At 32.5% G+C, this 24,529-nt stretch carries 29 protein-coding genes and 1 pseudogene; 22 read left to right on the plus strand and 8 right to left on the minus strand.

The features are described from left to right. The first annotated feature begins 31 nt into the window (after positions 1-31). From topA to PF021_RS01615, 17 genes are all read left to right on the plus strand, one after another. Positions 32-2,233, plus strand: a complete 2,202-nt coding sequence (gene topA / locus PF021_RS01535) for a type I DNA topoisomerase (protein ID WP_271020645.1) — start codon at positions 32-34, stop codon at positions 2,231-2,233. Continuing rightward, positions 2,226-2,630 (plus strand): pyridoxamine 5'-phosphate oxidase family protein, encoded by a 405-nt coding sequence (locus PF021_RS01540; RefSeq protein WP_271020646.1) that lies wholly within the window; start codon positions 2,226-2,228, stop codon positions 2,628-2,630. Before topA ends, PF021_RS01540 begins: the two co-directional genes overlap by 8 nt. A 1-nt stretch (position 2,631) precedes the next feature. Further along, positions 2,632-3,471, plus strand: a complete 840-nt coding sequence (locus PF021_RS01545) for a biotin synthase (RefSeq protein WP_271020647.1) — start codon at positions 2,632-2,634, stop codon at positions 3,469-3,471. Positions 3,472-3,474: 3 nt separating this feature from the next. Further along, entirely contained in the window at positions 3,475-4,305 is an 831-nt protein-coding gene (locus tag PF021_RS01550; RefSeq protein ID WP_271020648.1) for a YihY family inner membrane protein, read from the plus strand. A gap of 55 nt (positions 4,306-4,360) precedes the next feature. Next, positions 4,361-5,680 (plus strand): hemolysin family protein, encoded by a 1,320-nt coding sequence (locus PF021_RS01555; RefSeq protein WP_271020649.1) that lies wholly within the window; start codon positions 4,361-4,363, stop codon positions 5,678-5,680. A 14-nt stretch (positions 5,681-5,694) separates the two neighbouring features. Further along, the gene (gene purE, locus PF021_RS01560; protein WP_271020650.1) at positions 5,695-6,189 is read left to right on the plus strand and encodes a 5-(carboxyamino)imidazole ribonucleotide mutase; all 495 of its coding nucleotides are present in this window, start codon (positions 5,695-5,697) and stop codon (positions 6,187-6,189) included. 8 nt (positions 6,190-6,197) lie between these two features. After that, the gene (locus PF021_RS01565) at positions 6,198-6,686 is read left to right on the plus strand and encodes a DUF3972 domain-containing protein (RefSeq protein ID WP_271020651.1); all 489 of its coding nucleotides are present in this window, start codon (positions 6,198-6,200) and stop codon (positions 6,684-6,686) included. A gap of 36 nt (positions 6,687-6,722) precedes the next feature. Next, positions 6,723-7,640 carry a damage-control phosphatase ARMT1 family protein gene (locus PF021_RS01570; protein ID WP_271020652.1) on the plus strand — a complete coding sequence of 306 codons (918 nt, stop codon included), beginning with the start codon at positions 6,723-6,725 and terminating at the stop codon, positions 7,638-7,640. After that, on the plus strand, positions 7,630-8,931 hold the full coding sequence (locus PF021_RS01575; RefSeq protein ID WP_271020653.1) for a Na+/H+ antiporter family protein: 1,302 nt from the start codon (positions 7,630-7,632) through the stop codon (positions 8,929-8,931). Before PF021_RS01570 ends, PF021_RS01575 begins: the two co-directional genes overlap by 11 nt. 8 nt (positions 8,932-8,939) lie before the next feature. Continuing rightward, on the plus strand, positions 8,940-9,881 hold the full coding sequence (locus PF021_RS01580; protein ID WP_271020654.1) for a KpsF/GutQ family sugar-phosphate isomerase: 942 nt from the start codon (positions 8,940-8,942) through the stop codon (positions 9,879-9,881). 109 nt (positions 9,882-9,990) lie between these two features. Further along, positions 9,991-11,457, plus strand: a complete 1,467-nt coding sequence (gene ccoN, locus PF021_RS01585; RefSeq protein ID WP_271020655.1) for a cytochrome-c oxidase, cbb3-type subunit I — start codon at positions 9,991-9,993, stop codon at positions 11,455-11,457. 12 nt (positions 11,458-11,469) lie between these two features. Beyond that, a complete protein-coding gene (gene ccoO / locus PF021_RS01590; RefSeq protein WP_271020656.1) occupies positions 11,470-12,153 on the plus strand; it encodes a cytochrome-c oxidase, cbb3-type subunit II in 684 nt (227 codons plus the stop codon). Further along, positions 12,154-12,369, plus strand: a complete 216-nt coding sequence (locus PF021_RS01595; RefSeq protein WP_271020657.1) for a cytochrome c oxidase, cbb3-type, CcoQ subunit — start codon at positions 12,154-12,156, stop codon at positions 12,367-12,369. Further along, positions 12,370-13,251: a c-type cytochrome gene (locus tag PF021_RS01600; RefSeq protein ID WP_271020658.1), complete on the plus strand. Its 882-nt coding sequence runs from the start codon at positions 12,370-12,372 to the stop codon at positions 13,249-13,251. It begins immediately after the preceding gene. A gap of 11 nt (positions 13,252-13,262) precedes the next feature. Further along, on the plus strand, positions 13,263-13,463 hold the full coding sequence (locus PF021_RS01605) for a DUF4006 family protein (protein ID WP_271020659.1): 201 nt from the start codon (positions 13,263-13,265) through the stop codon (positions 13,461-13,463). A 111-nt stretch (positions 13,464-13,574) separates the two neighbouring features. Continuing rightward, positions 13,575-14,168 (plus strand): TPM domain-containing protein, encoded by a 594-nt coding sequence (locus PF021_RS01610; RefSeq protein ID WP_271020660.1) that lies wholly within the window; start codon positions 13,575-13,577, stop codon positions 14,166-14,168. Next, on the plus strand, positions 14,168-14,665 hold the full coding sequence (locus PF021_RS01615) for a FixH family protein (RefSeq protein ID WP_271020661.1): 498 nt from the start codon (positions 14,168-14,170) through the stop codon (positions 14,663-14,665). The genes PF021_RS01610 and PF021_RS01615 overlap by 1 nt, the downstream gene beginning before the upstream one ends. A 21-nt stretch (positions 14,666-14,686) precedes the next feature. Here the strand turns inward: PF021_RS01615 and PF021_RS01620 are convergent, their stop codons facing one another. The 3 genes and pseudogenes from PF021_RS01620 to PF021_RS01630 all read right to left on the minus strand — a co-directional run. Then, positions 14,687-14,896, minus strand: a complete 210-nt coding sequence (locus PF021_RS01620; protein ID WP_271020662.1) for a hypothetical protein — start codon at positions 14,894-14,896, stop codon at positions 14,687-14,689. Positions 14,897-15,109: 213 nt separating this feature from the next. Continuing rightward, positions 15,110-15,349 carry a hypothetical protein gene (locus tag PF021_RS01625; RefSeq protein ID WP_271020663.1) on the minus strand — a complete coding sequence of 80 codons (240 nt, stop codon included), beginning with the start codon at positions 15,347-15,349 and terminating at the stop codon, positions 15,110-15,112. Between the two features lie 223 nt (positions 15,350-15,572). Continuing rightward, positions 15,573-15,820, minus strand: a pseudogene (locus PF021_RS01630) (glycosyltransferase family 2 protein); the annotation flags it as partial. 104 nt (positions 15,821-15,924) lie between these two features. On the opposite strand from PF021_RS01630, the gene PF021_RS01635 reads away from it, so the two are divergent. Together PF021_RS01635 and PF021_RS01640 are read left to right on the plus strand one after the other, a co-directional pair. After that, entirely contained in the window at positions 15,925-16,614 is a 690-nt protein-coding gene (locus PF021_RS01635; protein WP_271020664.1) for a hypothetical protein, read from the plus strand. Next, positions 16,614-17,309, plus strand: coding sequence for a queuosine precursor transporter (locus PF021_RS01640; RefSeq protein WP_271020665.1), 696 nt, complete (start codon positions 16,614-16,616; stop codon positions 17,307-17,309). Before PF021_RS01635 ends, PF021_RS01640 begins: the two co-directional genes overlap by 1 nt. Here the strand turns inward: PF021_RS01640 and PF021_RS01645 are convergent, their stop codons facing one another. From PF021_RS01645 to PF021_RS01665, 5 genes are all read right to left on the minus strand, one after another. After that, positions 17,310-18,254 carry a thiamine pyrophosphate-dependent enzyme gene (locus tag PF021_RS01645; RefSeq protein WP_271020666.1) on the minus strand — a complete coding sequence of 315 codons (945 nt, stop codon included), beginning with the start codon at positions 18,252-18,254 and terminating at the stop codon, positions 17,310-17,312. 9 nt (positions 18,255-18,263) lie between these two features. Continuing rightward, complete coding sequence (locus PF021_RS01650) at positions 18,264-19,481, minus strand: 2-oxoacid:ferredoxin oxidoreductase subunit alpha (RefSeq protein WP_271020667.1); 1,218 nt, start codon at positions 19,479-19,481, stop codon at positions 18,264-18,266. Between the two features lies 1 nt (position 19,482). Continuing rightward, positions 19,483-19,881, minus strand: a complete 399-nt coding sequence (locus PF021_RS01655) for a 4Fe-4S dicluster-binding protein (protein ID WP_271020668.1) — start codon at positions 19,879-19,881, stop codon at positions 19,483-19,485. Positions 19,882-19,889: 8 nt separating this feature from the next. Beyond that, positions 19,890-20,450: a pyruvate flavodoxin oxidoreductase subunit gamma gene (locus PF021_RS01660; RefSeq protein ID WP_271020669.1), complete on the minus strand. Its 561-nt coding sequence runs from the start codon at positions 20,448-20,450 to the stop codon at positions 19,890-19,892. Positions 20,451-20,587: 137 nt separating this feature from the next. Next, on the minus strand, positions 20,588-21,247 hold the full coding sequence (locus tag PF021_RS01665) for an HAD family hydrolase (RefSeq protein WP_271020670.1): 660 nt from the start codon (positions 21,245-21,247) through the stop codon (positions 20,588-20,590). Between the two features lie 87 nt (positions 21,248-21,334). On the opposite strand from PF021_RS01665, the gene PF021_RS01670 reads away from it, so the two are divergent. The 3 genes from PF021_RS01670 (at position 21,335) to PF021_RS01680 (ending at position 24,522) form a co-directional block, all read left to right on the plus strand. After that, the gene (locus tag PF021_RS01670) at positions 21,335-22,078 is read left to right on the plus strand and encodes a 3'-5' exonuclease (protein ID WP_271020671.1); all 744 of its coding nucleotides are present in this window, start codon (positions 21,335-21,337) and stop codon (positions 22,076-22,078) included. A 17-nt stretch (positions 22,079-22,095) separates the two neighbouring features. Beyond that, positions 22,096-23,322: a carboxynorspermidine decarboxylase gene (gene nspC / locus PF021_RS01675; RefSeq protein WP_271020672.1), complete on the plus strand. Its 1,227-nt coding sequence runs from the start codon at positions 22,096-22,098 to the stop codon at positions 23,320-23,322. An 81-nt stretch (positions 23,323-23,403) separates the two neighbouring features. After that, positions 23,404-24,522: an efflux RND transporter periplasmic adaptor subunit gene (locus PF021_RS01680; protein WP_271020673.1), complete on the plus strand. Its 1,119-nt coding sequence runs from the start codon at positions 23,404-23,406 to the stop codon at positions 24,520-24,522. Positions 24,523-24,529: the final 7 nt, after the last annotated feature.

The following is a 24,529-nucleotide window of genomic DNA, read 5'->3' on the forward strand; positions in this document are numbered from 1 at the left end:
TGTCAAAAATATTGTGTTTTAGGGAAGTGTTGTGAAAAATTTAATAATAGTTGAATCTCCAACAAAAGCAAAAACAATTAAGCAGTTTTTGGGCAAAGATTATGAGGTTATTGCTTCAAAAGGGCATATTAGGGATTTGCCAAAAAGAACGATGGGAATTAAATATGAAGCAGGAGAGTTTATACCTGAATATACCATTGATAGCGACCATAAAAGCATAGTTGATGAGCTAATAAAGCTAACTAAAAAATCTAAAGCAGTCTATATCGCAACTGATGAGGATAGAGAAGGTGAAGCAATAGGCTATCATATAGCAGTTGCAATAGGTAAGAAGCCAGATTTATTGCCTAGAATCGTATTTCACGAGATTACAAAAAGTGCTATTTTAGATTCATTAAAGTCTCCTAGACATATAGATATGGATAAAGTTAATGCACAACAAGCAAGAAGGCTCTTAGATAGGCTTGTGGGATATAATTTAAGCCCACTTATCTCAAGCAAGATTCAAAGAGGATTAAGTGCTGGTAGGGTGCAAAGTAGTGCATTAAAAATAATAGTAGATAGAGAAAAAGAAATACTAAATTTTAAGCCAATAACATACTATACAATTGATACTATAATGTTGCCAAGCACACCCTTTGAGCTAGTAGAATATAATGGAGAAAAGATTCAAAAGCTATCTTTGCAAGATAAAAAAGAGGCTAATTGCATTGTAGAATCCATAAAAAATTCAAAGTTTAGCATTATAAATATAGAAAACAAAAAGAAAAAATCCGCAACTCCACCGCCTTTTATGACTTCTACTTTGCAACAAAGTGCAAGTTCTATTTTGGGATTCTCACCATCTCGCACAATGCAGAATGCACAGAGATTGTATGAGGGGGTTATGACGCACAAGGGGACCATGGGCGTTATTACTTATATGAGAACAGATAGTCTAAATATAGCTAAAGTAGCACAAGATGAGGCTAGAAGCTTGATTAAAAAGCAATATGGAGATAAATATGTCCCTCAAAAGCCAAAAATATATACCACAAAAAGCAAAGGAGCACAAGAAGCACACGAGGCGATTCGTCCGACATTACTTGAATTTACACCAGAAATAGCAACACAATATTTAAAGAATGATGAATTAAGATTGTATAGTTTGATTTATAAGAGATTCTTGGCTTCTCAAATGACTGATGCAGAATTTGATTCTCAAAATATTTTTATTGCAAGTGATAATGCAAAGCTTAAAGCAAGTGGTAGGAAGTTGGTTTTTGATGGCTTTTATAAGGTGCTTGGCAATGAAGATAAGGATAATATCTTGCCAAATTTCAAAGTTGGTGAGATATTAGAGTTAAAAGAGTGCAAAGCAGTTAAGCATGAAACAGAACCTCCTGCTAGATTTTCAGAAGCAAGTATGATAAAAACCCTAGAATCTTTAGGTATAGGTCGCCCAAGCACATATGCACCTACTATTACTCTACTAAGCAATAGAGATTATATAAGCATAGAAAAAAAGCAAATAAAACCACAAGAGATAGCATTTAAGGTAGTCGAGCTACTAGAAGAGCATTTTTTCGAGATTGTAGATTCTAAATTTACTGCTAATTTAGAAGAAAAGTTAGATGATATAGCAGATGGTAAACAAGATTGGCAAGAATTATTATGTAGATTCTATGAGCCATTTATAGATAAGATAAAATCAGGCAAAACAAGTATAAAAAGTCAAAAATTAGCACTGCCAACTGGTGAGGAATGCCCAATGTGTGGTAAGGAGCTAGTTAAAAGAAGTAGTAGATATGGAGAGTTTGTAGGTTGTAGCGGATATCCAAAGTGCAAGTTTATCAAAAAGGAAGAAAAACAAGAAACTGCAAAAGAAGTAGAAAGCTTTGGCGAGTGCGAAAAATGCGGACTTCCTATGATTAAGAAAGTTGGTAGAAATGGTGAGTTTATCGCATGTAGTGGATATCCTAAATGCAAAAATACAAAAACACTAACAAAGCAAGAATCTTTGGATATCAAATGCCCTAAATGTGGTGGTGAAATATTACAAAGAAGAAGCAAGAGAGGAATGTTTTATGGTTGTGCAAATTACCCTAAATGCGACTTTATTTCAAACTTTAAGCCAACTAATAAAAAATGTCCAAAGTGCGACTTTTTAATGGCTAGTAGGACATATAGGGGCAAGGAAGTGTATGAATGTATATCATGTAAGGAAAGAATAATAAAGGAAGAAAATGACTAATGAAATTTTAGAATTTTTGGATAAATATCCTACATTTTTAGCAACTCTTGGAACATGCGGGAATCCTAGGGTAAGACCTTTTCACTCTCCATTATATATGGATAATAAATTATATTTCTGTACTGCAAAGGATAAGAATCTATATAAGCATATAAGCAATCATAGTGGCATTGAGCTATCATCTTGCAATAATGATGGGAGTGCATGGCTTAGAATAAGAGGTAATGCAAAATTTAGTGATGATTTAAAAGTAAAAGAGGCCATGTTTAATAAATATGAGTTGGTAAAGAATATATACAAAGATATTCATAATCCTAATTTTGCTGTATTTTATTTAGAAAATATTAGTGTGAATCTTAGGGATTTTAATGGTAAAAATGAGCTAATAAAGGAATAGTATGAAAGATATTTTTTTATGCACAATATCAAATGTTTCTAGTGGGTCTTGTGCTGAAGATTGCGCGTATTGCACACAGAGTGCTAAATTTAACGCTGATATAGATAGATATAAATTAAAACCATTGGAGCAAATATTGCATGAAGCAAAGGTTGCTAGTGAAAATGGTGCTTTGGGATTCTGCCTTGTAACTAGTGGTAGAAATTTAGATGATAAAAGGGTGGAATATATAAGCAAGGTTGCAAGGGCAATTTTGGATTCTGGGCTACATTTACACCTAATTGGCTGTAATGGAATTGCTACTAAAGAAGCATTAAAAGAGCTAAAAGATTCTGGCATTGCAAGCTATAATCATAACCTTGAGGCTTCTAAGGGATTTTTCCCAAATATATGCACAACTCATAGCTGGGAAGAAAGATATGAAACTTGTGAGAATGCATTAGAAGTTGGGCTTGGGTTATGCAGTGGTGGAATTTTTGGAATGGGAGAAACTTGGCAGGATAGAACGGATTTATTGTATGCTTTGCAAACCTTAAATCCACATAGCTCTCCTGTGAATTTCTTTATGCCAAATGGTGCATTGCCATTAAGCAAGGAGATTTTGAGTAGACAAGAGGCATTGGAGTGTGTTAGATTAGCTAGGGAATACTTACCAAATGCTAGACTTATGATAGCTGGTGGGAGGGAGCTTGTCTTTGGAGATAATCAAAAAGAATTATTTGAATGTGGCATAAATGCTGTTGTGCTTGGTGATTATCTAACAACTAAGGGAAATACTCCAAAAGATGAGGTAGAGAGAATCAAAAGTTATGGATATAGTATTGCAACTAGTTGCGAGTGATTTATGGAAGTTGTAATTGATATAAAAAGTAAAATTTATCTGTTATTGCGATATTTGTATGCGTTTTTAAGGGGAGATTTGCTGTATTTTGCAGCAAGTCTTAGTTTTTATACTATTTTTGCCCTATTGCCAATGCTTTTAATAGTTTTTTCAATAGTTGCTTCATTGCCTGAATTTAGCAAGTATTTAGAGCATTTTAAAAATTTAGTTGTTACAAATTTTATACCTACTCATTCTGATGTATTTTTAGGATATATTGATAGTTTTTTAAAAAACTCGTTGAAGCTTGGTGGAATGGGGCTTTTGTATGCATTTATAACTTCAATTTTATTTTTTAGAAACTATCAATTTATAGCTTCTAAGATTTTTCATTCTAATGCTAGAGGCTTTTGGGATTCATTGTCTGTGTATTGGACTTGTATGACGCTTTTTCCTATTGGTATTTTATTTTCTATGTATTTTAGTGCTAAGGCTTATATTTATTTAGATTCTCTTGGATATACGAAATTATTTAGTTTTTTATACACATTGCTTCCATATTTTATTACTTGGATTTTATTTTTTATTTTGTTTAAGATTTCTGCAAACACCAAAATTAGCACGAAAAATACAATTACAAGCTCTCTTGTTACTGCAGTTTTATGGTCATTGTGTAAGCATGGCTTTGTGTATTATGTGTTTTATAACAAAGCATATTTAACTCTTTATGGTTCTTTTAGTATAGTGCTTTTTTTGTTTATTTGGGTTTATCTTTCATGGACTATTTTGTTGTTTGGAATGGGGCTTAGCAGAGGAATTAACGAAGTATTTATAAAAGAAATGGAAGATACATAAAAAAGTGTGTTAAAATAGTGCATATTACATTTTACTTTTTTAAAAGGAGTCATTTTTGGAACCCCAGTCGGTTATTTTGTCTATACTTGCTTTATTTCTTGTTCTTCTTAATGGTTTTTTTGTTCTTTCTGAATTTGCTATTGTTAAAATTAGACGCTCTAGATTAGAGGAGCTTGTTAAGCGTGATGTATCTGGTGCTAAGTTGGCTTTGAAAATTACAGGAAAATTAGATTCTTATCTTTCTGCTACACAACTTGGAATTACTCTTTCATCTTTGGGGCTTGGTTGGATTGGTGAGCCTGCCATTGCTAGGTTACTTGAAACACCTTTTAAATATTTTATTAGTGATAATCTTGTGTTATTGCATTCTGTTAGTTTTGTAATTGCATTTAGCTTTATAACGCTATTGCATGTTGTAGTGGGTGAAATTGTTCCAAAATCCATAGCTATAGCAAAGGCTGAAAAATGCACACTTATAATAGCTAGACCATTGCATTTGTTTTGGTTGTTGTTTTTTCCTCTAATTAAAATATTTGATTTTTTAGCCATTTTTATATTGCATAGAATGAATATAAAACCAGCTAGTGAAGGTGAAGAGAGTGTTCATTCTGAAGAAGAGTTAAAGATTATTGTAGGCGAATCCCTTAAAGGTGGTTATTTAGACACAATAGAAAATGAAATAATACAAAATGCAGTTAGTTTCTCTGATACTATAGCTAGAGAGATAATGACGCCTAGAAAAGATATGATATGTCTGTATGATGATAATAGCTATGAAGAAAATATGCATATAGTAACATCAACAAAGCATACAAGATACCCATATTGCAAAGATGGTAAGGATAATATAATTGGCATGATTCATTTGCGTGATTTATTGGAAACTATGCTTTCTTCAAATCCTTCAGAAGAACTAGAAAAATTAGTACGAGAGATAATAATTGTGCCAGAGAGTGCTTCTATATCGAATATTCTTACACAGATGAAGCGAAGACAGATTCATACTGCACTTGTAGTTGATGAGTATGGTGGGACTGCTGGACTTTTAACTATGGAGGATATACTAGAGGAAGTTATTGGTGATATATCAGATGAGCATGATGAAAAAAATGATGACTATCATAAGATAGATGAAGATTGTTATTCTTTTGATGGTATGCTTGATTTAGAGAGGGTTGCTGATGTAATTGGTATCTCTTTTGAAGATACAGAGCAAGTAACAATTGGTGGTTATGTATTTAATTTGCTAGAGAGAATGCCAGTTGTTGGTGATATTATCGATGATGAATATTGCACTTATGAAGTATTAGCAACTGAAGGTGCAAGAATAGTAAGGATTAAAGCACAGAAAAAACCTTATGCAGAATCTTTATAAAATAGGAGAATATTATGGAGTTTGTGGCAATTTTAATGGGAAGCAAGAGTGATTATAATGTTATGAGCGAGTGTGTGTCTGTGTTAAAGAAATTTGATGTTCCTTATGAGGTGATTATTAGCTCTGCACACAGAAGTCCACAAAGGACAAAGGATTATATCAAAAGTGCTGAAGAAAAGGGTGCTAAGGTATTTATCGCAGCTGCTGGAATGGCAGCACATCTAGCAGGAGCAGTAGCTTCAATGACTACAAAGCCTGTAATAGGTGTCCCTCTAAAGGGAGGTGCATTGGATGGATTAGATTCTTTGCTTTCAACTGTTCAAATGCCTTCTGGTATGCCAGTTGGGACTGTTGCATTAGGTAAAACTGGTGCTGTCAATAGTGCTTATCTAGCTATGCAAATTTTAGCATTGAGTAATTCTGAGCTAGAAGGTAAATTAAGAGAAGATAGAGTTATGAAAGCTAAAAATGTAGAATTAGATTCTAGTGATATTGAAGTAATTTTATAGGGATCATTATGGAATCTTGGGTAGTAATTGATGAGTTTGTTCAAATTTCTAAATTAGAAAAAGAAAAAGTGCTAAAGATGGTCTCAAATGGTGAGCTAAAGGGTATGCAAAAAGATGGCAAATTCTACATAGATGCAAGCAGTAGTGCAAAGGCTGTTGTGGTTAGTAGTGGTAATGCAGTAATGGTTGATAGCTCATCTCAAGGATCTTCTGTTGATAGTGAATTTGTAGAAAAAACAATAGGGACAATTTTAAGTTTGCATGAAAAAGTGATGACCTCAAAAGAAGAGACAATAAGTAGCATAAAAAGTGAGAATCAATTTCTAAAAGACGCATTATTTAATACTCAAGAGGTATATGAAGACGATAAAAAGACAATAGCACTCTTAAGAGAGCAGTTAAGAGTAGCACAAGAGGAAATTGAATTTCTAAAAAGAAAGTATAAAATGATGTGGGGTAAGGTTGTAAATCCACAAGAAAATAAAGAACAAGAATAATTGTAAGGATATATTATAAAGTTACAAAAAGAATGTTTGGAATGTCTAAAGCAACAGGTAAGTTCATCTGCTAAATTAGCACAAAGCAATAATTGTGATATTGCAATAAAAGAGGCTAATGATTTTTTAGAGGGCGATTTAAGGACTAAATTAGAACATTTTTTTAAGGATTCTAATTTAAAAAAAGACTTTGAGATTCCTCCTACTTTGGTGGCTATGCCTATATATTCTGCTTTGGCAAAGAATTTAAATAATGATGATATATATCACACTATAAAAAAAGATAGCATACAAAAAGCACGAAAAATAAAGGAATTTCTAAAGAAAGAAATAGATATACAAGATGAAGAATCTTTACTTAAGTTTGGTATTTATTGTGCTGCGCTTGGTAATGTGATTGATTATGGAGCACAATTGAAGTTTGATTTAGAAAAAGAAAAAGATTCTTTATTTAATATGCAGTTTAAATATTTTGATATTGAATCTTTTCAAGAGAAATTAATGTATGCTAAAAATTTGCTGTATATAGGTGATAATGCTGGTGAAAATGAGCTTGATGAGATTTTGATTGAAGTTTTACAGTGCTTAAATCCAAAGCTAGCAATCACATATTTTACAAGAGGACAAAGTATAATAAATGATATTACAATACAAGATTTAAAGAAAAGTAATTCAAATTTATTTAATATGTGTGATGTGGTGGATAGTGGTATTGGCACACCAGGATTCATACCTGATTTATCAAGTGCTAAAGCTTATGAAATATACAATACAGCAGATTTGATTCTATCAAAAGGTATGGGGAATTTTGAATCTTTGGAATCTTTCAAAAATCCAAAGATATTTTTTTTATTCAAAGTTAAATGTAGCGTGGTTAGCGATTATTTAAACGCAGATATTGGTAGTTTTGTATTTTTAGATTCTAGTAAATATAGGGGAAGCTATGTTGATTAATGCGACTATTTTTTCTATTTTGATTATGAGTATTTTATGTTTGTGTAGGTTAAATGTTTTATTGGCTATTTTGGTCTCTGCATTGGTTGCTGGATTTGTGTCTGGGCTTGGGTTTGATAGAAGTATAGAGCTTTTGATATCTGGTATGGCAGGCAATTTGGAGACAGCATTAAGTTATATTTTGCTTGGCGCCATTGCATCTGCTATTGCTAGAAGTAATTTAACGCCTATTTTGGTATTTAATATTGCAAAGTTTATACAAAACAAAAGAGCAATGTTTTGTTTGTCATTAGCTTTTTTTGCTTGTTTTTCGCAGAATCTAATTCCTGTGCATATAGCATTTATACCTATTTTAATACCTCCACTTTTACCATTGATGAATAAGCTAAAAATAGACAGAAGAGCTGTTGCTTGTGCATTGACATTTGGGCTTAAGGCACCTTATGTAAGTTTGGGGATAGGATTTGGACTTATATATCATACAATTCTTAGAGATCAGCTAGTGCAAAATGGTATCAATGTAACATTAAGCGATATACAAAGCGTTATGTGGATTGGTGGAGCTAGTATGCTTTGTGGTTTATTATTGGCAATTTTTGTTTTTTATAGGAAGCCTAGAGAGTATAGGGAGGATTTTGCTACTAGTCATAATTTGGATTCTATAAAAGATATTACAATGACAAGAGGGGATTATGGAGTGCTAATAGGGACTATAGTTGCATTTTGTGTACAGCTTTATATGTCCTCATTGCCTCTTGGTGGAATTGCTGGATTGATTGTTATGATAGCACTTGGTGGAATTAAATGGAATGATATTGATTTAGTTATGGAGAATGGCTTTAAAATGATGGCTTTTATTGCCTTTGTAATGCTTGTAGCGGCTGGGTTTGCAAATGTTTTAAAAGAGACTGGTTCGATAGAGAGTTTGGTTGATTTTGTATCTGGTGTTGCAGGTGGTAAGCTAGGTGGAATCTTAATTATGCTTCTTGTTGGACTTTTAATTACTATGGGAATTGGAACATCATTTGGTACTATACCTATAATAGCGGCTATTTATTGTCCTTTAGCTTTGAATCTTGGCTTTGATGCAAAGGCTATTATCTTGCTTGTAGGTATTGCAGGTGCATTAGGAGATGCAGGTAGTCCTGCATCTGATAGCACATTAGGACCTACTTCTGGGTTGAATGCGGATGGAGAGCATGATCATATTTGGGATACTTGTGTGCCTACATTTTTAATGTATAACATTCCACTAATTATTGGTGCTAGTATTGGTGCCATGGTATTATAGGAGCTTTTATGGATTATAGAGATATCGCTTGTGAGGTATTTAGTATCGAATCTGATTCAATATTGAATCTAAAAAATAATTTAACAGATGATTTTAATGAAATTATAAAGCTTATTTTATACATTAAAGGTAGGCTTATAGTTAGTGGAATGGGAAAATCAGGACATATAGGTGCAAAAATAGCTGCAACCCTTGCTAGCACAGGCACTCCTAGTTTCTTTTTGCATCCTGCAGAAGCGTTGCATGGGGATTTAGGAATGATTACTAAAGATGATGTTGTTTTGGCAATTTCAAATTCTGGCGAGAGTGAGGAAGTCTTAAGAATTATTCCAAGTATAAAACACAGAAAGATTCCAATAATTGCAATGAGTGGAAATAAGAACTCAACACTAGTTAGAGAAAGTCAATACTTCTTGGATATAAGTATCAAAAAGGAAGCTTGTCCATTGCAACTTGCACCAACTTCATCTACTACTGCTACTTTGGCTATGGGAGATGCTATCTCTGTAGCACTTATGAATGCTAGAGGTTTTAAGAGTGAGGATTTTGCTATGTTTCACCCGGGCGGTAGTTTAGGTAGGAAGTTATTAACAAAGGTTAAGGATATTATGTGTGTTAATAATCTGCCTATAGTATCTAGTGAGACTAATTTTAAAGACTTAATAGAATGTATGACAAGTGGTAAGCTTGGAATGTGTCTAGTATGTGATAATGGTAGCTTATCTGGAATTATTACAGATGGAGATTTAAGAAGAGCACTTAAGAGTGGTAACTTTGAATGTATGGCTAAAGATATAATGACTAATACTCCAAAGACAATCAATGAAAATTCAAAAGCCTCTGAAGCTGAAGAGATTATGCTTAAATATAAAATTAAAGAACTTGTAGTTTTGGACCATAATAAAAATATAACAGGAATTATTCAATTATATGATGTAGGCAATATCTGAAGTTAGCATTTTACGCTATCTTTTAAGTTTTTGGTTATTTTATTTGTTGTAAAATGTAAGGATCCTTTTACATTTTTAGAGAGGGTAACTTTTAAGAGAAGGAGAGCGTATGCAGTCAGATTCTGCCTTAGAGTATGATTACTCCATTGCAAAATTATTTTTATTTGCCACAATAGCGTTTGGTATCGTAGGATTATTATTGGGTGTTATAGTGGCGTTTCAGTTGGCATTTCCTAGTCTAAATTATTTAGCGGGAGAATTCGGAACATTTGGTCGTTTAAGACCATTGCACACAAATGGTATTATTTATGGTTTTACCTTAAGTGGTATCTGGGCTTCTTGGTATTATATTGGTCAAAGGGTATTGAAAATTTCTTATAATGAATATCCATTTTTAAAGTTCATAGGACATCTTCATTTTTGGCTATATATCGTGCTAATGCTTTTAGCTGTTATTAGTCTATTTGCCGGACTTAATCAATCAAAAGAATATTCAGAGCTAATTTGGCCTTTGGACTTGTTGGTTGTTATTGTGTGGGTATTATGGGGTGTTAGTTTGTTTGGATCTATGGGTGTTAGAAGAGAACAGACTATTTATATTAGCCTTTGGTATTTTATTGCGACATTTGTAGCAATTTCTGCACTTTATATTTTTAATAACTTATCAATTCCAACTTATTTGGTCTCTGGTGTTGGGTCAGTGCTTCATTCCATATCTTTATATGCTGGAACAAATGATGCTATGGTTCAATGGTGGTTTGGTCATAATGCAGTTGCTTTTGTATTTACATCTGGAATTATTGCATTAATTTATTATTTCTTGCCAAAGGAATCTGGTCAGCCTATTTTTTCTTATAAGCTTACTTTGTTTTCATTCTGGGGCTTGATGTTTGTATATATTTGGGCTGGAAGTCACCATCTTATCTATTCAACTGTGCCTGATTGGATGCAAACAATGGGTTCAATTTTCTCTGTTGTGCTTATTTTGCCTTCATGGGGAACTGCTGTAAATATGCTACTTACAATGAAGGGACAATGGCATCAACTAAAAGAATCTCCACTTATTAAATTCTTGATTCTTGCGTCTACTTGGTATATGCTAGCAACTTTAGAAGGTCCAATTCAGTCGATAAAATCAGTTAATGCTTTAGCACACTTTACAGATTGGATTATTGGGCATGTTCATGATGCTGCTTTAGGTTGGGTTGGATTTACAATTATTGCTGCTTGTTATCACATGACACCTAGATTGTTTAAGCGTGAGATTTATTCTAAGAAGATTATGGATATGCAGTTTTGGATTCAAACTACGGCTATTATTTTATATTTCTCAAGCATGTGGATTGCAGGTATTACGCAAGGTATGATGTGGAGAGCTACTGATGAGTTTGGAAGTTTAGCTTATTCGTTTATTGATACTGTTACTGTGTTGATACCATATTATGTTATTAGGGCTATTGGTGGAGCTATGTATCTTATAGGATTTATAATGTTTGCTTACAATATTATAATGACTATTGTTGCTAGTAAAGAGCTTCAAAAAGAACCTAATTACGCAACGCCTATGGCTGCATAAGGGGAGGGTATAATGTTTCATTGGTTAGAAAAAAATCCATTTTTCTTTACGGTTGTGTTTTTGTTAGTTTTTTCTATTGCTGGACTTGTTGAGATATTGCCAGATTTTGCTAAGGCTTCTCGTCCTGTTGAAAATCTAAAACCATATACATTGCTTGAAACTGCTGGTCGTCAAATTTATATAGCAGAGGGTTGTAATGCATGTCATTCTCAGTTGATTCGTCCATTTAAATCAGAGACTGATAGATATGGTGCTTATAGTTTAAGTGGTGAATATGCATATGATAGACCATTTTTGTGGGGTTCTAAGAGAACTGGTCCTGACTTACACAGGGTTGGAGATGTAAGAACGACTCAATGGCATGAAGAGCATATGTATGAGCCTATGGCTGTTGTTCCCGGTTCTATAATGCCAGCTTATAAGCATTTATATTTTAAAAATGTAGATATAGATACTGCATATGCAGAAGCTTATACACAAAAGGTTGTTTTTGGTGTGCCATATGATACAGAAAACAATCCAAAAATAGGTGATTTAAACTTTGCTAGAACTGATATTTTGGCAGAAGCTAAAGTAATAGTTGATGATATGAAAGATCCTGAAGTTAAAGCAGCTTTAGAAAATGGCGAGATTAAGCAAATTGTTGCACTTATTGCGTATTTGAATAGTTTAGGTCAAAAAAGAAGGGCAAACTAAGTGGAATATGAAACTATAAGAATCATACAAGGTTATGCATATTGGTTTATAACAATAATTCTTACTTTGTTGTTGTATGGGTATATTTACCATTTGTATAAAAGTCAAAGAAGTGGAAAGATAGATTACGAAAAGTACGCTAGATTAGCACTAGATGATAACCTTGATGATGAATTAGTTGAAAAAAGAAAAAAAGATACGAAGAAGGAGAACTAAATGGAATGGTTTAACTTAGGCGATAGTATAAATCAGATCGCCTTAATTGGTGCCGTCGCTATTTTGGCTTTGACTATATTCGTCGTTGGTGGATATATCAAAAAAATGAAAGATAGCAAGGCAGATGGTGATTTAACAAATGAGGATTGGGACGGAATTAGAGAATTCAAAAATGATATTCCAATTGGTTGGGGAATCTCTTATTTGGTATTGCTAATTTGGGGATTATGGTATTGGTTTGTTGGTTATCCATTAAATGCTTATTCGCAAATTGGAGAATATAATGAAGAGGTTAAAGCTTATAATGTTAAGTTTGAATCTAAATGGAATAACGCAGATACTGAAACATTAACTAAAATGGGTCAAAATCTGTATCTAGTTCAATGTTCGCAATGTCATGGAATTACAACAGAAGGTATAAATGGAGTAGCGGCAAACTTGCTAGAATGGGGTAGAGAAGAGGGAATTGTATATACGCTACAACATGGAAGTAAAGGTTTGGGTTATGCACTAGGCGATATGCTACCAATTGCTGAAGTAGCACCCGGAATTGCTGATGATGATGAATCTAAAAAGGCTATTGCCGCTTATGTAATGGCTGAATTATCAGAGGTAAAGAAAACAAAATACCCAGAATTAGTTGATAAGGGTAGGGAATTATATGTATCAGCTACATGTATAGCGTGTCATGGAGATGATGGTAAGGGTATGGGTGGTTTGGCACCTGATTTGACCAAATATGGCACACCAGCATTTGTAGCTGAAGTATTAGAAAAAGGAAAAAATGGTCATATAGGAAATATGCCATCTTTCAAATCACAAATGCTTACAGATATACAAAAAGAAGCTCTTGGGCATTTTATATATTCTGATAAGAATTAAGGAGGATTGCTATGAATGGTATGTTTAGCTTAAATGGTCTTGGTGGGTTTTTGATTGCTGTTGTTTTGTTGTTAGCTGTGGTTTTTGCTCTTGGGTATAAGGCTGTATCTACACAAAAGGCTCAATCGCTAAATCCATATGTAATAGAAAATGCAAACAGTCTTCAGATGAAAGACAAAAACAATGCTACAAATTACAAAGAAGTTAAATAAGGAGAGTTGCCATGATTAAGTATAGTGGATTAGAGAAGACTTTATTTGTTGTTCAGCTAGTTGTGGTTGTTGTTTCTATTGCCGTTGCGTTTATACCTGATATGCTTTTATATGTTGGGTAGTTTAAAGTTTATTAAAGTAGGGCTTTTTGCCCTATTTATCGCTATCTATGATGTCTTTGCTAATTCTTATATATTAGAAAACAAAAATCAAATACTTGATAAAACTGCAGGATTTATGAATATATTATCAAGTGAAGTTTTTGAAAAAACTGGAGTTAGTATATATGTAGTAGCATTAGATTCTCTAAATAATAAGCCTATAAAAGAAGTTGAAAGTTATTATTTACAGAATCTAAAATCGCCGTATGTTGTTTTGTTTTTTGTTAAAAACGATAAAAAAATAGACATCATAACAGATGATAAAAGCAATGAAATGTTTGATAAAAATTCTGTTTATTGGGATTATATAGTGCCACTAATTCCCAAAAAAGACGAAGAGATAAACATTCAAAGTGTATCAGCGTTTTTGTTAAATGGATTTGTTGATATTGCAGATAATATAGCTTCTTTTTATGATGTGTCTTTGGAGCATGGATATTTAAAGCGTGATTTTGTGGTGCAATCTGGTGTGAGATTGGTTTTATATATCATGCTTTTTGTGTTATTAGTTTTATTTGTATATGTGTATTTAAGGAAAAAGTAATGTCTAAAAATTATTGGCCTATGGGGATTTTCTTGTTTTCTTTAGTTGTGGTTGGGATGATTATTCTAACTATAAAAACGGCTATTAATAATCCTGTTGAGATTCAGAGAATGTGTGGATTTACTTCACAATATGTTGATGAAAATATAAATGAAATTACAATTAAAAGAAATGAGTTTTTAGAAAAATATAATATCTCATTTGAGGGTTCTAGAGATGTTGATTTTAAGTCATTTACTACTACTTTTGTAAGAATCAAAGATAAAGTTACAAATAAAATTATTACAGATGCTGAAATTAAGTTTTATCTCACAAGACCAAACACTACTAGAAACGATATGGAGCTTGGAGTAGGTGAGCTTGTAGATGGATTGTATCAAAGCCCCAGATTCAAAGTTGATATAGCTGGTAGATGGCAAATGGACGCATTGGTGAGAATAAATGATGATTATATTTGCATATCTGAAAACTATAATGTATCTAAGGTTGAATTTTAACACAGCCAAAATTGTATAGCTTTAGTTGTTTGATTTAAGATAATCATAAATCTGTTTTGAAGTTTTTTGGTTGCATAGATTTTCTTTTATACAATTTTGCAGACTACCTTCTAAGTGTTGCTTGTAGTATTGTCTTAATTGGTTGCTATGTGGTATGTTTGCTTGTGTTAAGAATCTATAAATATTAAAATTTATTAGCAAAAAACTATAATGTATATGTGCGTTTTTCATATCATAATAAGTGCTATATTTATCCTTATAAGTTTCTAAGTATGATGGAAGCGTATCTGGGAGTTTTTGTGTTTTTATCTATTTTATGAGTAATAGAATTACTTCTTGTTCTGTATAGATATTTGATTTGTTTTATGATTGTTATATGTTGGCATAGTAGCAATAAAATGTGCCCAAAATCACAATCTTCATGCACTATCTCATCAATAAATCTTAGGTTGTATTTGTTAAAATATCTGCCTTAAAGCACCCGCGCCACGCAAAGGTAAAGTATCCTACCATATTTATGCATTGACATACTAAATTAAGCCCATTTGTAAATCTTTGGATTCTTGCGAACTGATCGTTAGGAGGATTGTAGTTTATTTCTTTAGTTTTATCATTGAATTCAGCAAATAGATATGCATATAAATCGCTTTGTTTATGTGTTCTTTCTATATTATATTCATTCATATTAAATCATCAGAATCTATAAAATACAAAATGATTATTTGGTAGTTCTTGTATGATTAACTTATTAATATTGGCTAAAGTAGTTTGTATGTGATTATGGCTAATAACTTAAAATGTTTTTGAAGTTGCTTTTGTGTGATTGTTTTAGATTCTTTGCTAAATGTATTTATCTCTTTAAATGATATTGTCCCTCCCTCTGCATATTTGTTATTATTTCTCTTAGATGGTTACCATGTATAAATTCTACTCCCATATTTCTAGCACTACTTAGACCACCATTTGCTTATCTATGACTAATATTCTAGAATCTATTTTTACATATTCTAGGGCTATATTTAGGCTATTATCAGTGCTTCCGTCATTTACTAAGATTATTTCAAATTCTCTATTTGTTTGATTGATAACAGAATCTAGGCATTCTTTTATATATTTTTCTACATTGCATATTGGAATAATAACAGAGTAATTCATAGTAATCCTCCTATCTAAAATTCGGTGATTGTATATATAAAGAAGCATTAAAAGCCTATAAAATGCGAAAAATAGCTTATAATACATAATTTAAAGGATAGGCTTTGAGTGATCTTGTGCGTTATAGTGTGATAGAGACAAAAAATAAGCGTGAAATTGTATTGCTTCAAGGGCTTGGTTGTCGTTATAAGAATTGTAGTTTTTGTGATTATTATTTAGATGTTTCAGATGATATGGAGAATATTAATTTGTCTGCACTTTCTTGTGTGAGTGGAAAATATGGCATTTTAGAGATTATAAATTCTGGTAGCTTTTGTGAGCTTACTCCAAGCACTTTTGAAGTTATTAAAAAAGTTGTGTATGATAAAAAGATTCATACGCTTATTTTTGAATGTCATTATTTATATCGCGATGAAATTGTAAATCTTAAAGAGCTGTTTAGAGATTTTAAAATCAAAATAAAATTAGGGCTTGAGAGCTTTGATTATAATTTAAGAGAAAATGTAATGAAAAAAGGCATAAAAGAAGATTCGCCACAAATCATTGCAAAAGACTTTGATGAGGCAAATTTTTTAATAGGTATAAAAGGGCAAACAAAGCAAATGATTCTTAATGATATTTTATTGGGGCTTAGGTATTTTGATAGAATCTGCGTTAATGTAATGTGCGATAACTCCAAGCTTAAGGCAGATTTGGATGTGATTAGGATGTTTTGTAGCGAGATTTATCCTAACTATAAAGATAATGAACGAATTGACTTTTTGCTTGATAATACAGACTTTGGAGTTGGTTAATGAATGAGATTTTGCTAATTATTAGCTTGGTATTAACATATAGCAGTGTTGTGTTGGCTTATGCTTTATTTGGTATTTATGGATTGATCGTTTTTGGGGTTTTTGCTACTATTGTTGCCAATATTGAAGTTAGTATTCTAATAGATGCTTTTGGCATTACGCAAACTTTAGGAAATGTTTTGTTTGCTTCTACTTTTTTATTGACAGATGCATTAAGCGAGATTCATGGGAAAAAGGTAGCAAGAAAGGCAGTTGGAATTTCTATATTTTTTAGCATAATGTTTTTAGTCTTTTCGCAGACATGGCTTTTATATACACCAGTTGATTTAGAATTTTTTGTAAGTTTAGAGCAAGTATTTTCTCAAATACCACGCATTATTATCGTGTCATTACTTGTTTTTGCTTTTGCTTCTTATTTGGATGTGTGGTTATATCATTGGTGGTGGAATCTAACTACTAAAATTTTTAATTCAAAAGACAAAGGGCTTTGGATACGAAATAATGGTTCTACTTTGATTTCACAATTTATTAACACTTGTCTTTTTACCTTTGGTGCATTTTATGGAGTGTATGACTTGGAAGTGATTTATAGTATTATAGTTTCAAGTTATTTGATTTTTGCTTGTATGGCATTATTGGATACGATAGCACTTTATGCTATTGTGCATTTGGCAAGAAGAAAAGGTGAAAGGTAATTAAACCTTTGCTTCTTCTCTTCTTTGTAGGTATTCCCAATATTCATCTACATTTTTCTGCCATTGTTCTATTATATGCTCGTTTTCTTTTTTGAACAAATGCTTGAATCTTGCTTGAGCACCTAGATAGTCTCTTACAGGTATTACATTTTTTGGTCTATAGGTTATTCTTAACTCTCTGCCATTTATTATTTCATACAATGGGAACACCAAAGAATCTACTGCTAAATCGCTCATTTCTATTGTTTGATTTGCTGGGAATCTCCATTCAGTTGTGCATGCACTCATAGCGTTTATAAATGTAGGTCCTTCTGTCTCAATTGCAGTTTTGATTTTTTTACTCATGTCTTTCCATTTATTTGGAGCTACTTGGGCTACATATGGAGAGCCATGAGCTGCCATTATGAAAAGTAAGTCTTTTTTCTTGTCTTTTTTACCATAGCTTATTCTTCCGGCAGGAGTAGTTGTTGTAGAAGCACCTATTGGGGTAGATCCACTTCTTTGTCCTCCTGTATTGGCATATACCTCATTGTCTAAGCATACATAAGTGAAGTCATGACCTCTTTCAAAGCAACCACTGATAAATTGGAATCCTATATCATAAGTTGAGCCATCACCACCAAATGCTACAAATTTTGGTTCTTTGTCATTGTATAATCTACCTTTTCTTTTTAGGGCTTTATACATTGCTTCAGCTCCAGCTATTGCAGTTGAGCTATTTTCAAATCCAATATGAATCCAAGGTACATCCCATGAGGTATAAGGATATACAGCAGTGCTTACTTCCAAGCAACCAGTTGATGCAGCAACTAATAAGGGATAGTTTGTTGCATTTAGCACTTCTCTTACTATGATTCCATGAGCACAGCCAGGACATAATAAATTTGCACCTTCGAATCTTTCACTAGCCTTAGAATATTGTTTTAGATTTTTAATATCACTCATGTTATTCCTTTAGTTATATCCAAGTTTAGGACCTCTAAGTCCTATAAATTGTTGTGTAGCATGTGTTATTTTGCCATTTTTTGCATCGTTATTTAGCTCACTTATAATCTCTTGTAGATTATTTTGTGTAAGATCTCTACCACCAAGTCCATATATATAGTTGCTAACAACAGGTCTAGAATCTGTCTTGTAAATTGCAGATACACCTTCATTAAATAGCATTCCCATAGCACCAGCAGGTAAACTTCTATCTAGGAATGCTACGGCTTTTGCTTTGCTTAGTGCTCTTCCTAGTGCTTCATAAGGGAATGGTCTTAGAACTCTTATGCTAACTACACCAACTTTGATTCCATTTTCTCTTGCTTTTTTGGCTGCAATTTGAGATGATTCAACGGTTGTGCCAAGCGATACAAGAATAATATCAGCATCATCTGTCATATATTCTTCAACTACACTATATTTCCTTCCAGTTAGTTGCTCAAACTCCTTGAATGTTCTTTCAATAACTGGCATAGAATTCATAATGGCATTGTGAAGTTGTGCTTTATGTTCAAAGTGCCAATCTTCTTCAGTTTGTGCTCCATATGTTGCAGGTTTGTCAAAGTCTAGCATTGCATTTTTGGGCTTATAGTCTCCTATAAACTTATATGCTACTTCATCTTTTAGCGGTCTTACACTTTGTGCAGTGTGTGAGCATATAAATCCATCTTGATGAACCATTGTAGGAATTCTAACATCATAGTCTTCTGCAATTTTAAAAGCCATAAGATTGAAGTCATATGCTTCTTGCGGATTGTATGTGCATAGGTTTATCCAGCCTGCATCACGCCCAAGATACATATCAGAATGATCACCATTTACATTTAATGGACTAGCTAATGCACGATTTACTACATTTAACACTATTGGCAATCTCATACCAGATGCTTGATATAAAACTTCTACCATTAGTGCGAATCCTTGTGAGCTTGTAGCAGTAGCAACTCTACCACCAGCAGCTGCAGCACCAACACAGCCACTCATAGCAGCGTGTTCTGATTCAACCATTATAAATTCACCATCTATATATCCATCTGCTAAAAAACTAGCATAGTTTTGCACTATCGGCGTAGAAGGTGTTATAGGATATGCAGATACTACATCTATTTGTGCTTGTCTTAAAGCATGGCTTGCAGCCATGTTTCCATCCCAAACTTCTATTTCTTGTAATTCATATTTTTCAGCCATGTTAATCCTTTTTCTTTTCTTCTTTTGCTGGCCATTTTGCTAGTGCGTTTTCATTTGTTTCATAATCGCTAAACATAAGAAGTGATTTTGGATTTGTAGGACATACATCTACACACACACCACAGCCTTTGCAATGCACATAATCAACCCCAGTCATTTTTTCATCTCTTACAAGTATTGATGAATCAGGACAATAAACCCAACAAAAATAGCAATTAATACAATGATCGTGGTTATAAACAGGCTTTTCTACTCTCCAGTGTGCTACACTTGCTTTATATGAGCTATCTTCTCTGTATTCTCTATCGCTTGCATGTTTATCAACCATGTTTGAGCCATTTTTTTCAAATGGAAACAATACTGAACCAATTTCAAATTCATTCCAACCTTTGTGTTCCATGATACCTCCTATTTTACTTCGTTGTATGCTTTTCTTATTACATCCATATTTGCATCAATTATCTTTTGCGGAAGTTTTTTACCAAGCACTTTTTTAAAAGATTCTAAGAAAAATTCTAATTCTAGGCTTTTTGAAATCTTTAAGAATGCACCTAGCATTGGTGCATTTGGTATTGATTTGCCAAAAGCCTCTCTTGATAATCCTATACAATCTAATATATACACTTCTTTTCCCTTTAGCTCTGGTTTGCTTTCTAAAAATTCATCTTTGCTTAAATGAGTGGTTATTATGTATTTTGTTGTTGGTTTTTCATTAGCACAAATATCTGTGATATATGTTAAACCTGGATCTATAACTAATATATAATCAGGATTCATAAATTTCTCGTGGTTTAAAATTGGATTATCATCAATTCTGTTGTATGCAGTCATAGCAGCACCTCTTTTGGCTGAACCATAAAACGCAAATGCTTGAACCTCTTTGCCAGTTCCTGCAATTACATCAGCCAAACCCTTAGCACCAGTAACAGCACCTTGACCTGCTCGACTATGCCATCTAATCTCTAGCATGTTATGCCTCCTAAATAACTTGTATTTATATTATTGTAAGCAAGAGGCACTTAAAAATTACTTTTTACAGAATAAAAGGTAAAATAATATTTATCTTTATAGAAATTGATAATATTTATAAAATTTCTCAACATATCCTATTTTATCCCTAGTATTTCTTTTATTTTTAATATAGCATACAATGAATCTTTTTCTATGTTGCTTGTATATTTTTGTAACAATTCTACACTTGCATATCCGGTTGTTACTGCAATAGAGTTTATATTTGCGTCATTTGCTGCTTGTATATCAAGTTGTGTATCGCCTATTAGGTAAATATTGTCTTTAGCTATGTTTTTTGAGATTGCATTGATTGCTTTTATTACAGGCTCTTTGTTTGGTTTTGGGTATGTTACATCTTCTCTGCCTATAACACATGAAAAATATTTCAATAATCCAAAGTGTTCTAGCAACTCTTTGGAGTATTTGCCAGTTTTTGTTGTTACTATGCCTAAATGTGCAAAACTATAAGCCTCAATAATCGAATCTTTAGCATTTGGAAGTAGATTCGTTTTTATATTACATATTTCTCTATAGTATTTTTTGTAAGATTCAACATAAGTAGGTATTGAATCTTTTGGCACTTCTAATGCTTCAAACATATCTTCTAGTGTGTATCCTATTTTGCTTGTTAGTATTTCTAAATTTGGTTTATTTTTGTTGTGAGATTCAAATACTTTGTTGAAACTCTCACATATTGCTTCAGTTGAATCTATTAATGTCCCGTCTAAATCAAATAATACAATTGTTTGTTTCATATCGTGTCCTAAAAATAATATTTTGAAATTTACATTTATTTTGCTTTAAAAACGATAGAATCTAGGCTTTAATTTTTAGGAATGGTGATGTCAAATATTTATTCTAAACTTATAAACAAACTTACAAAAAGACCACTTAGCATAAATGAGCTTGAGGTTTTATTGAGTGATTTGGATAATTATTGTGATGCTAGTTTAGAGTTAGAATTGTTACAATCAAGCGGTTTGCCACTTGTTTTTATAAAAGATCAGGTATTTTTAAAAACAACACTAACGCAAGCTACCCTAGATAGTTATTGTATAGTTGATATAGAGACCAATGGACATAATCCACAGCTTCACCAACCAATAGAAATAGGAGCTATATTATACAAAGAAGGTAGAGTTGAGAGAACTTTTAGTAGCCTAATTTTTTGCAAAGAGATTCCACAAGCAGTTACTAAACTAACTGGAATCACACCGGATATGCTAGTTAATGCACCGCATTTAAAGAGTGTATTGGAAACTTTTAGAGTGTTTTTAGGAGATTCAATTCTTGTGGCACATAATGCTGATTTTGATTTTAATTTTTTAAGCCAATGTTTGGATTATTATGATTTTGGTGCTTTATATAACTTTAGAATATGTACAATAAAGTTAGCAAGAAAGCTAATAAAATCAGAAAGATATTCACTTGGCTATTTAAATGAATTTTTAGAAATTAATCATTTTCCTTTACATAGAGCTTATGATGATTCAGTAATTGCATTTGAGATATTTAAAAAATGTCTAAAGTTGCTACCTAAGAGCATATACACCAGCCAAGATTTGATACAATTTGCAACCCAATAAAGCAGGAGAATCTTAAGATGAATACAAATAATTATCCTAATAATTTTGAATATTTTCCAAGTCCATGCTATGTGCTAGAAGAAGAGAAACTAGAAAAGAATCTTCAGATACTAAATTATGTAAGATTAAAAAGTGGAGCAAAGATTTTATTGGCTTTGAAAGCTTATTCTCTATGGAGGAGCTTTGGTTTAATAAGACAATATTTAGATGGTATAACAGCTAGTGGAATTTATGAAGCAAGATTAGGTTATGAAGAGTTTAAAAAAGAGGTTGCAACATTTAGTCCTGCTTACAAAAAACGAGAAATGGAAGAACTAGTAAAAATTTCAAACCATATTATTTTTAATTCTTTTAAGCAGTGGCGTAAGTTTAAAGACATAATAGATAATGAAAATAAAATTAGAGAAAGTGAAAATAGAGAATTAATTGAAGTTGGACTTAGGGTGAATCCAAAATATAGCGAAGTTACACCACCTATATACAATCCTTGTATCATTGGTTCTAGGCTTGGGATTACGCCAAAGGAGTTTAAAAAAGGTGTTAGTAAATATGGGTTAGATGGTATAAGTGGAATTCACTTTCATACGCATTGTGAGCAAAATAGTGATGCATTAGCTAGAAGTTTGGAACATTTTGAGAAGCATTTTGGTGGCCATATTGCAAAAATGAAGTGGATTAATTTTGGTGGTGGTCATCACATTACAAGGGCTGATTACGATGTTGAGCTTTTGGTGAAAATTATTCAAGGATTCATTCAGAAGTATAAAACAGAAGTGTATTTAGAGCCGGGAGAGGCGGTTGGTTGGCAAACTGGGTTTTTAATAGGAAGTGTTATTGATATTGTTCACAATGGAATAGATATTGCTATTTTGGATATTAGTGCCACAACACACATGCCAGATTGCCTTGAGATGCCATATAGACCAATGGTTAGAAATAGTGGTGAAGTAAAAATAAAGCACAAAAAAAATGGTAAGCTAAAGCTTAAAGGAGAGAAAAAATATTGCTATCGATTCGGTGGCCCTAGTTGTTTGGCAGGTGATGTAATAGGCGATTATAGTTTTGATGAACCACTTAAAATTGGAGATAAAATAATCTTTGAAGATATGATACATTACACAATTGTTAAGAATAATACATTCAATGGAATACCTTTGCCAAGTATAGCAATGATAAGTAAAGAAGGCAATTTTAATATTTTAAAAACATTTGATTATAGTGAGTATAAGAATCGAAATAGTTAGATTTAAGCTTATATAAACAATTTTTAGTTAGAATTTTTGGTTTTGTAACTAGTATTACACTTTGTATTAAGGAAAATTATTATGATGCATAAAAAAATCATATTGTTAGTTTCGTTGTTTGTAGCATTTGTTGTTAGTGGTTGTTCAAGTGGAGATACGCAAAATGTTGCTAAAAATTCTTCAATACCTGTTGAAGTTTATAATGTAAAGCAAGAAAATGTGGAAGTTTCATTTGAGTATCCAACTCAATTAAAAAGTATCCAAAGTGTTGATATTTATGCAAGAGTTCAAGGGACATTGTTGCAACAAAACTTTATTGAAGGCACTTTTGTTAAAGAAGGTGACAAGCTCTTTAAAATAGATCCAGCAAGATATGAGGCAAGTGTTAATATAGCTAAGGCTCAATTATTATCAGCTCAAGCTACCTTTAAAGAAGCAAAGAGGGATTGGGAGAGATCAAAGAAGCTTTTTGAAGAAAAAGCATTAAGCCCAAAAGAAAGAGATCAATCTTTATCTGCATATGAGAGTGCATTAGCAAATGTAGAAAATGCAAAAGCTAGTTTAGATAATGCAATGATTGACTTAGAATATACAGATGTTATTGCTACTGCAAGTGGAAAAATAGGTATGAAAAATTATGACATAGGTGATTTAGTAGGTATTGCAGGTGGGAACAATGTTTTAACCACGATAACGCAACTCGATCCAATACATGCAGAATTCTCAATACCAAATAACGATTACTATTTCTTGCGGAATCTAAATAGAGATAATATTAAAGTTACATATATATTGCCTGATGGTAATGATTATAAAGAGAAGGGCAAGATTGATTTTATAGATAATGTAGTAGATTCAAATACTGCTACTATAAAGGCTAGAGCAATTGTGGCAAATACTGATAATTTGCTTGTTCCAGGTGAATTTTCTAGGGTAAAACTTGATGGATTTGTAGCCGAAAATGCAATTGCGATTCCTCAAAATGCTGTTATGCAAAATGCACAAGGTAGTTTTGTCTATACAATTATAGATAATAAAGCCACTATCACCCCAGTAGTATTAGGAAATGTAGTTGGAAATAAGTTTTTAGTTAAGTCTGGTTTAAAAGATGGAGATGTTGTAATTACAAGTCAGCTAATTAAAATAAAACCGGGTGCTAGTGTAACCCCAATTGGTGTCAATAAGTTTGAAACTAAATAAGTTAATG

The organism is Helicobacter ibis (assembly GCF_027859255.1).
Classification (GTDB): domain Bacteria; phylum Campylobacterota; class Campylobacteria; order Campylobacterales; family Helicobacteraceae; genus Helicobacter_D; species Helicobacter_D ibis.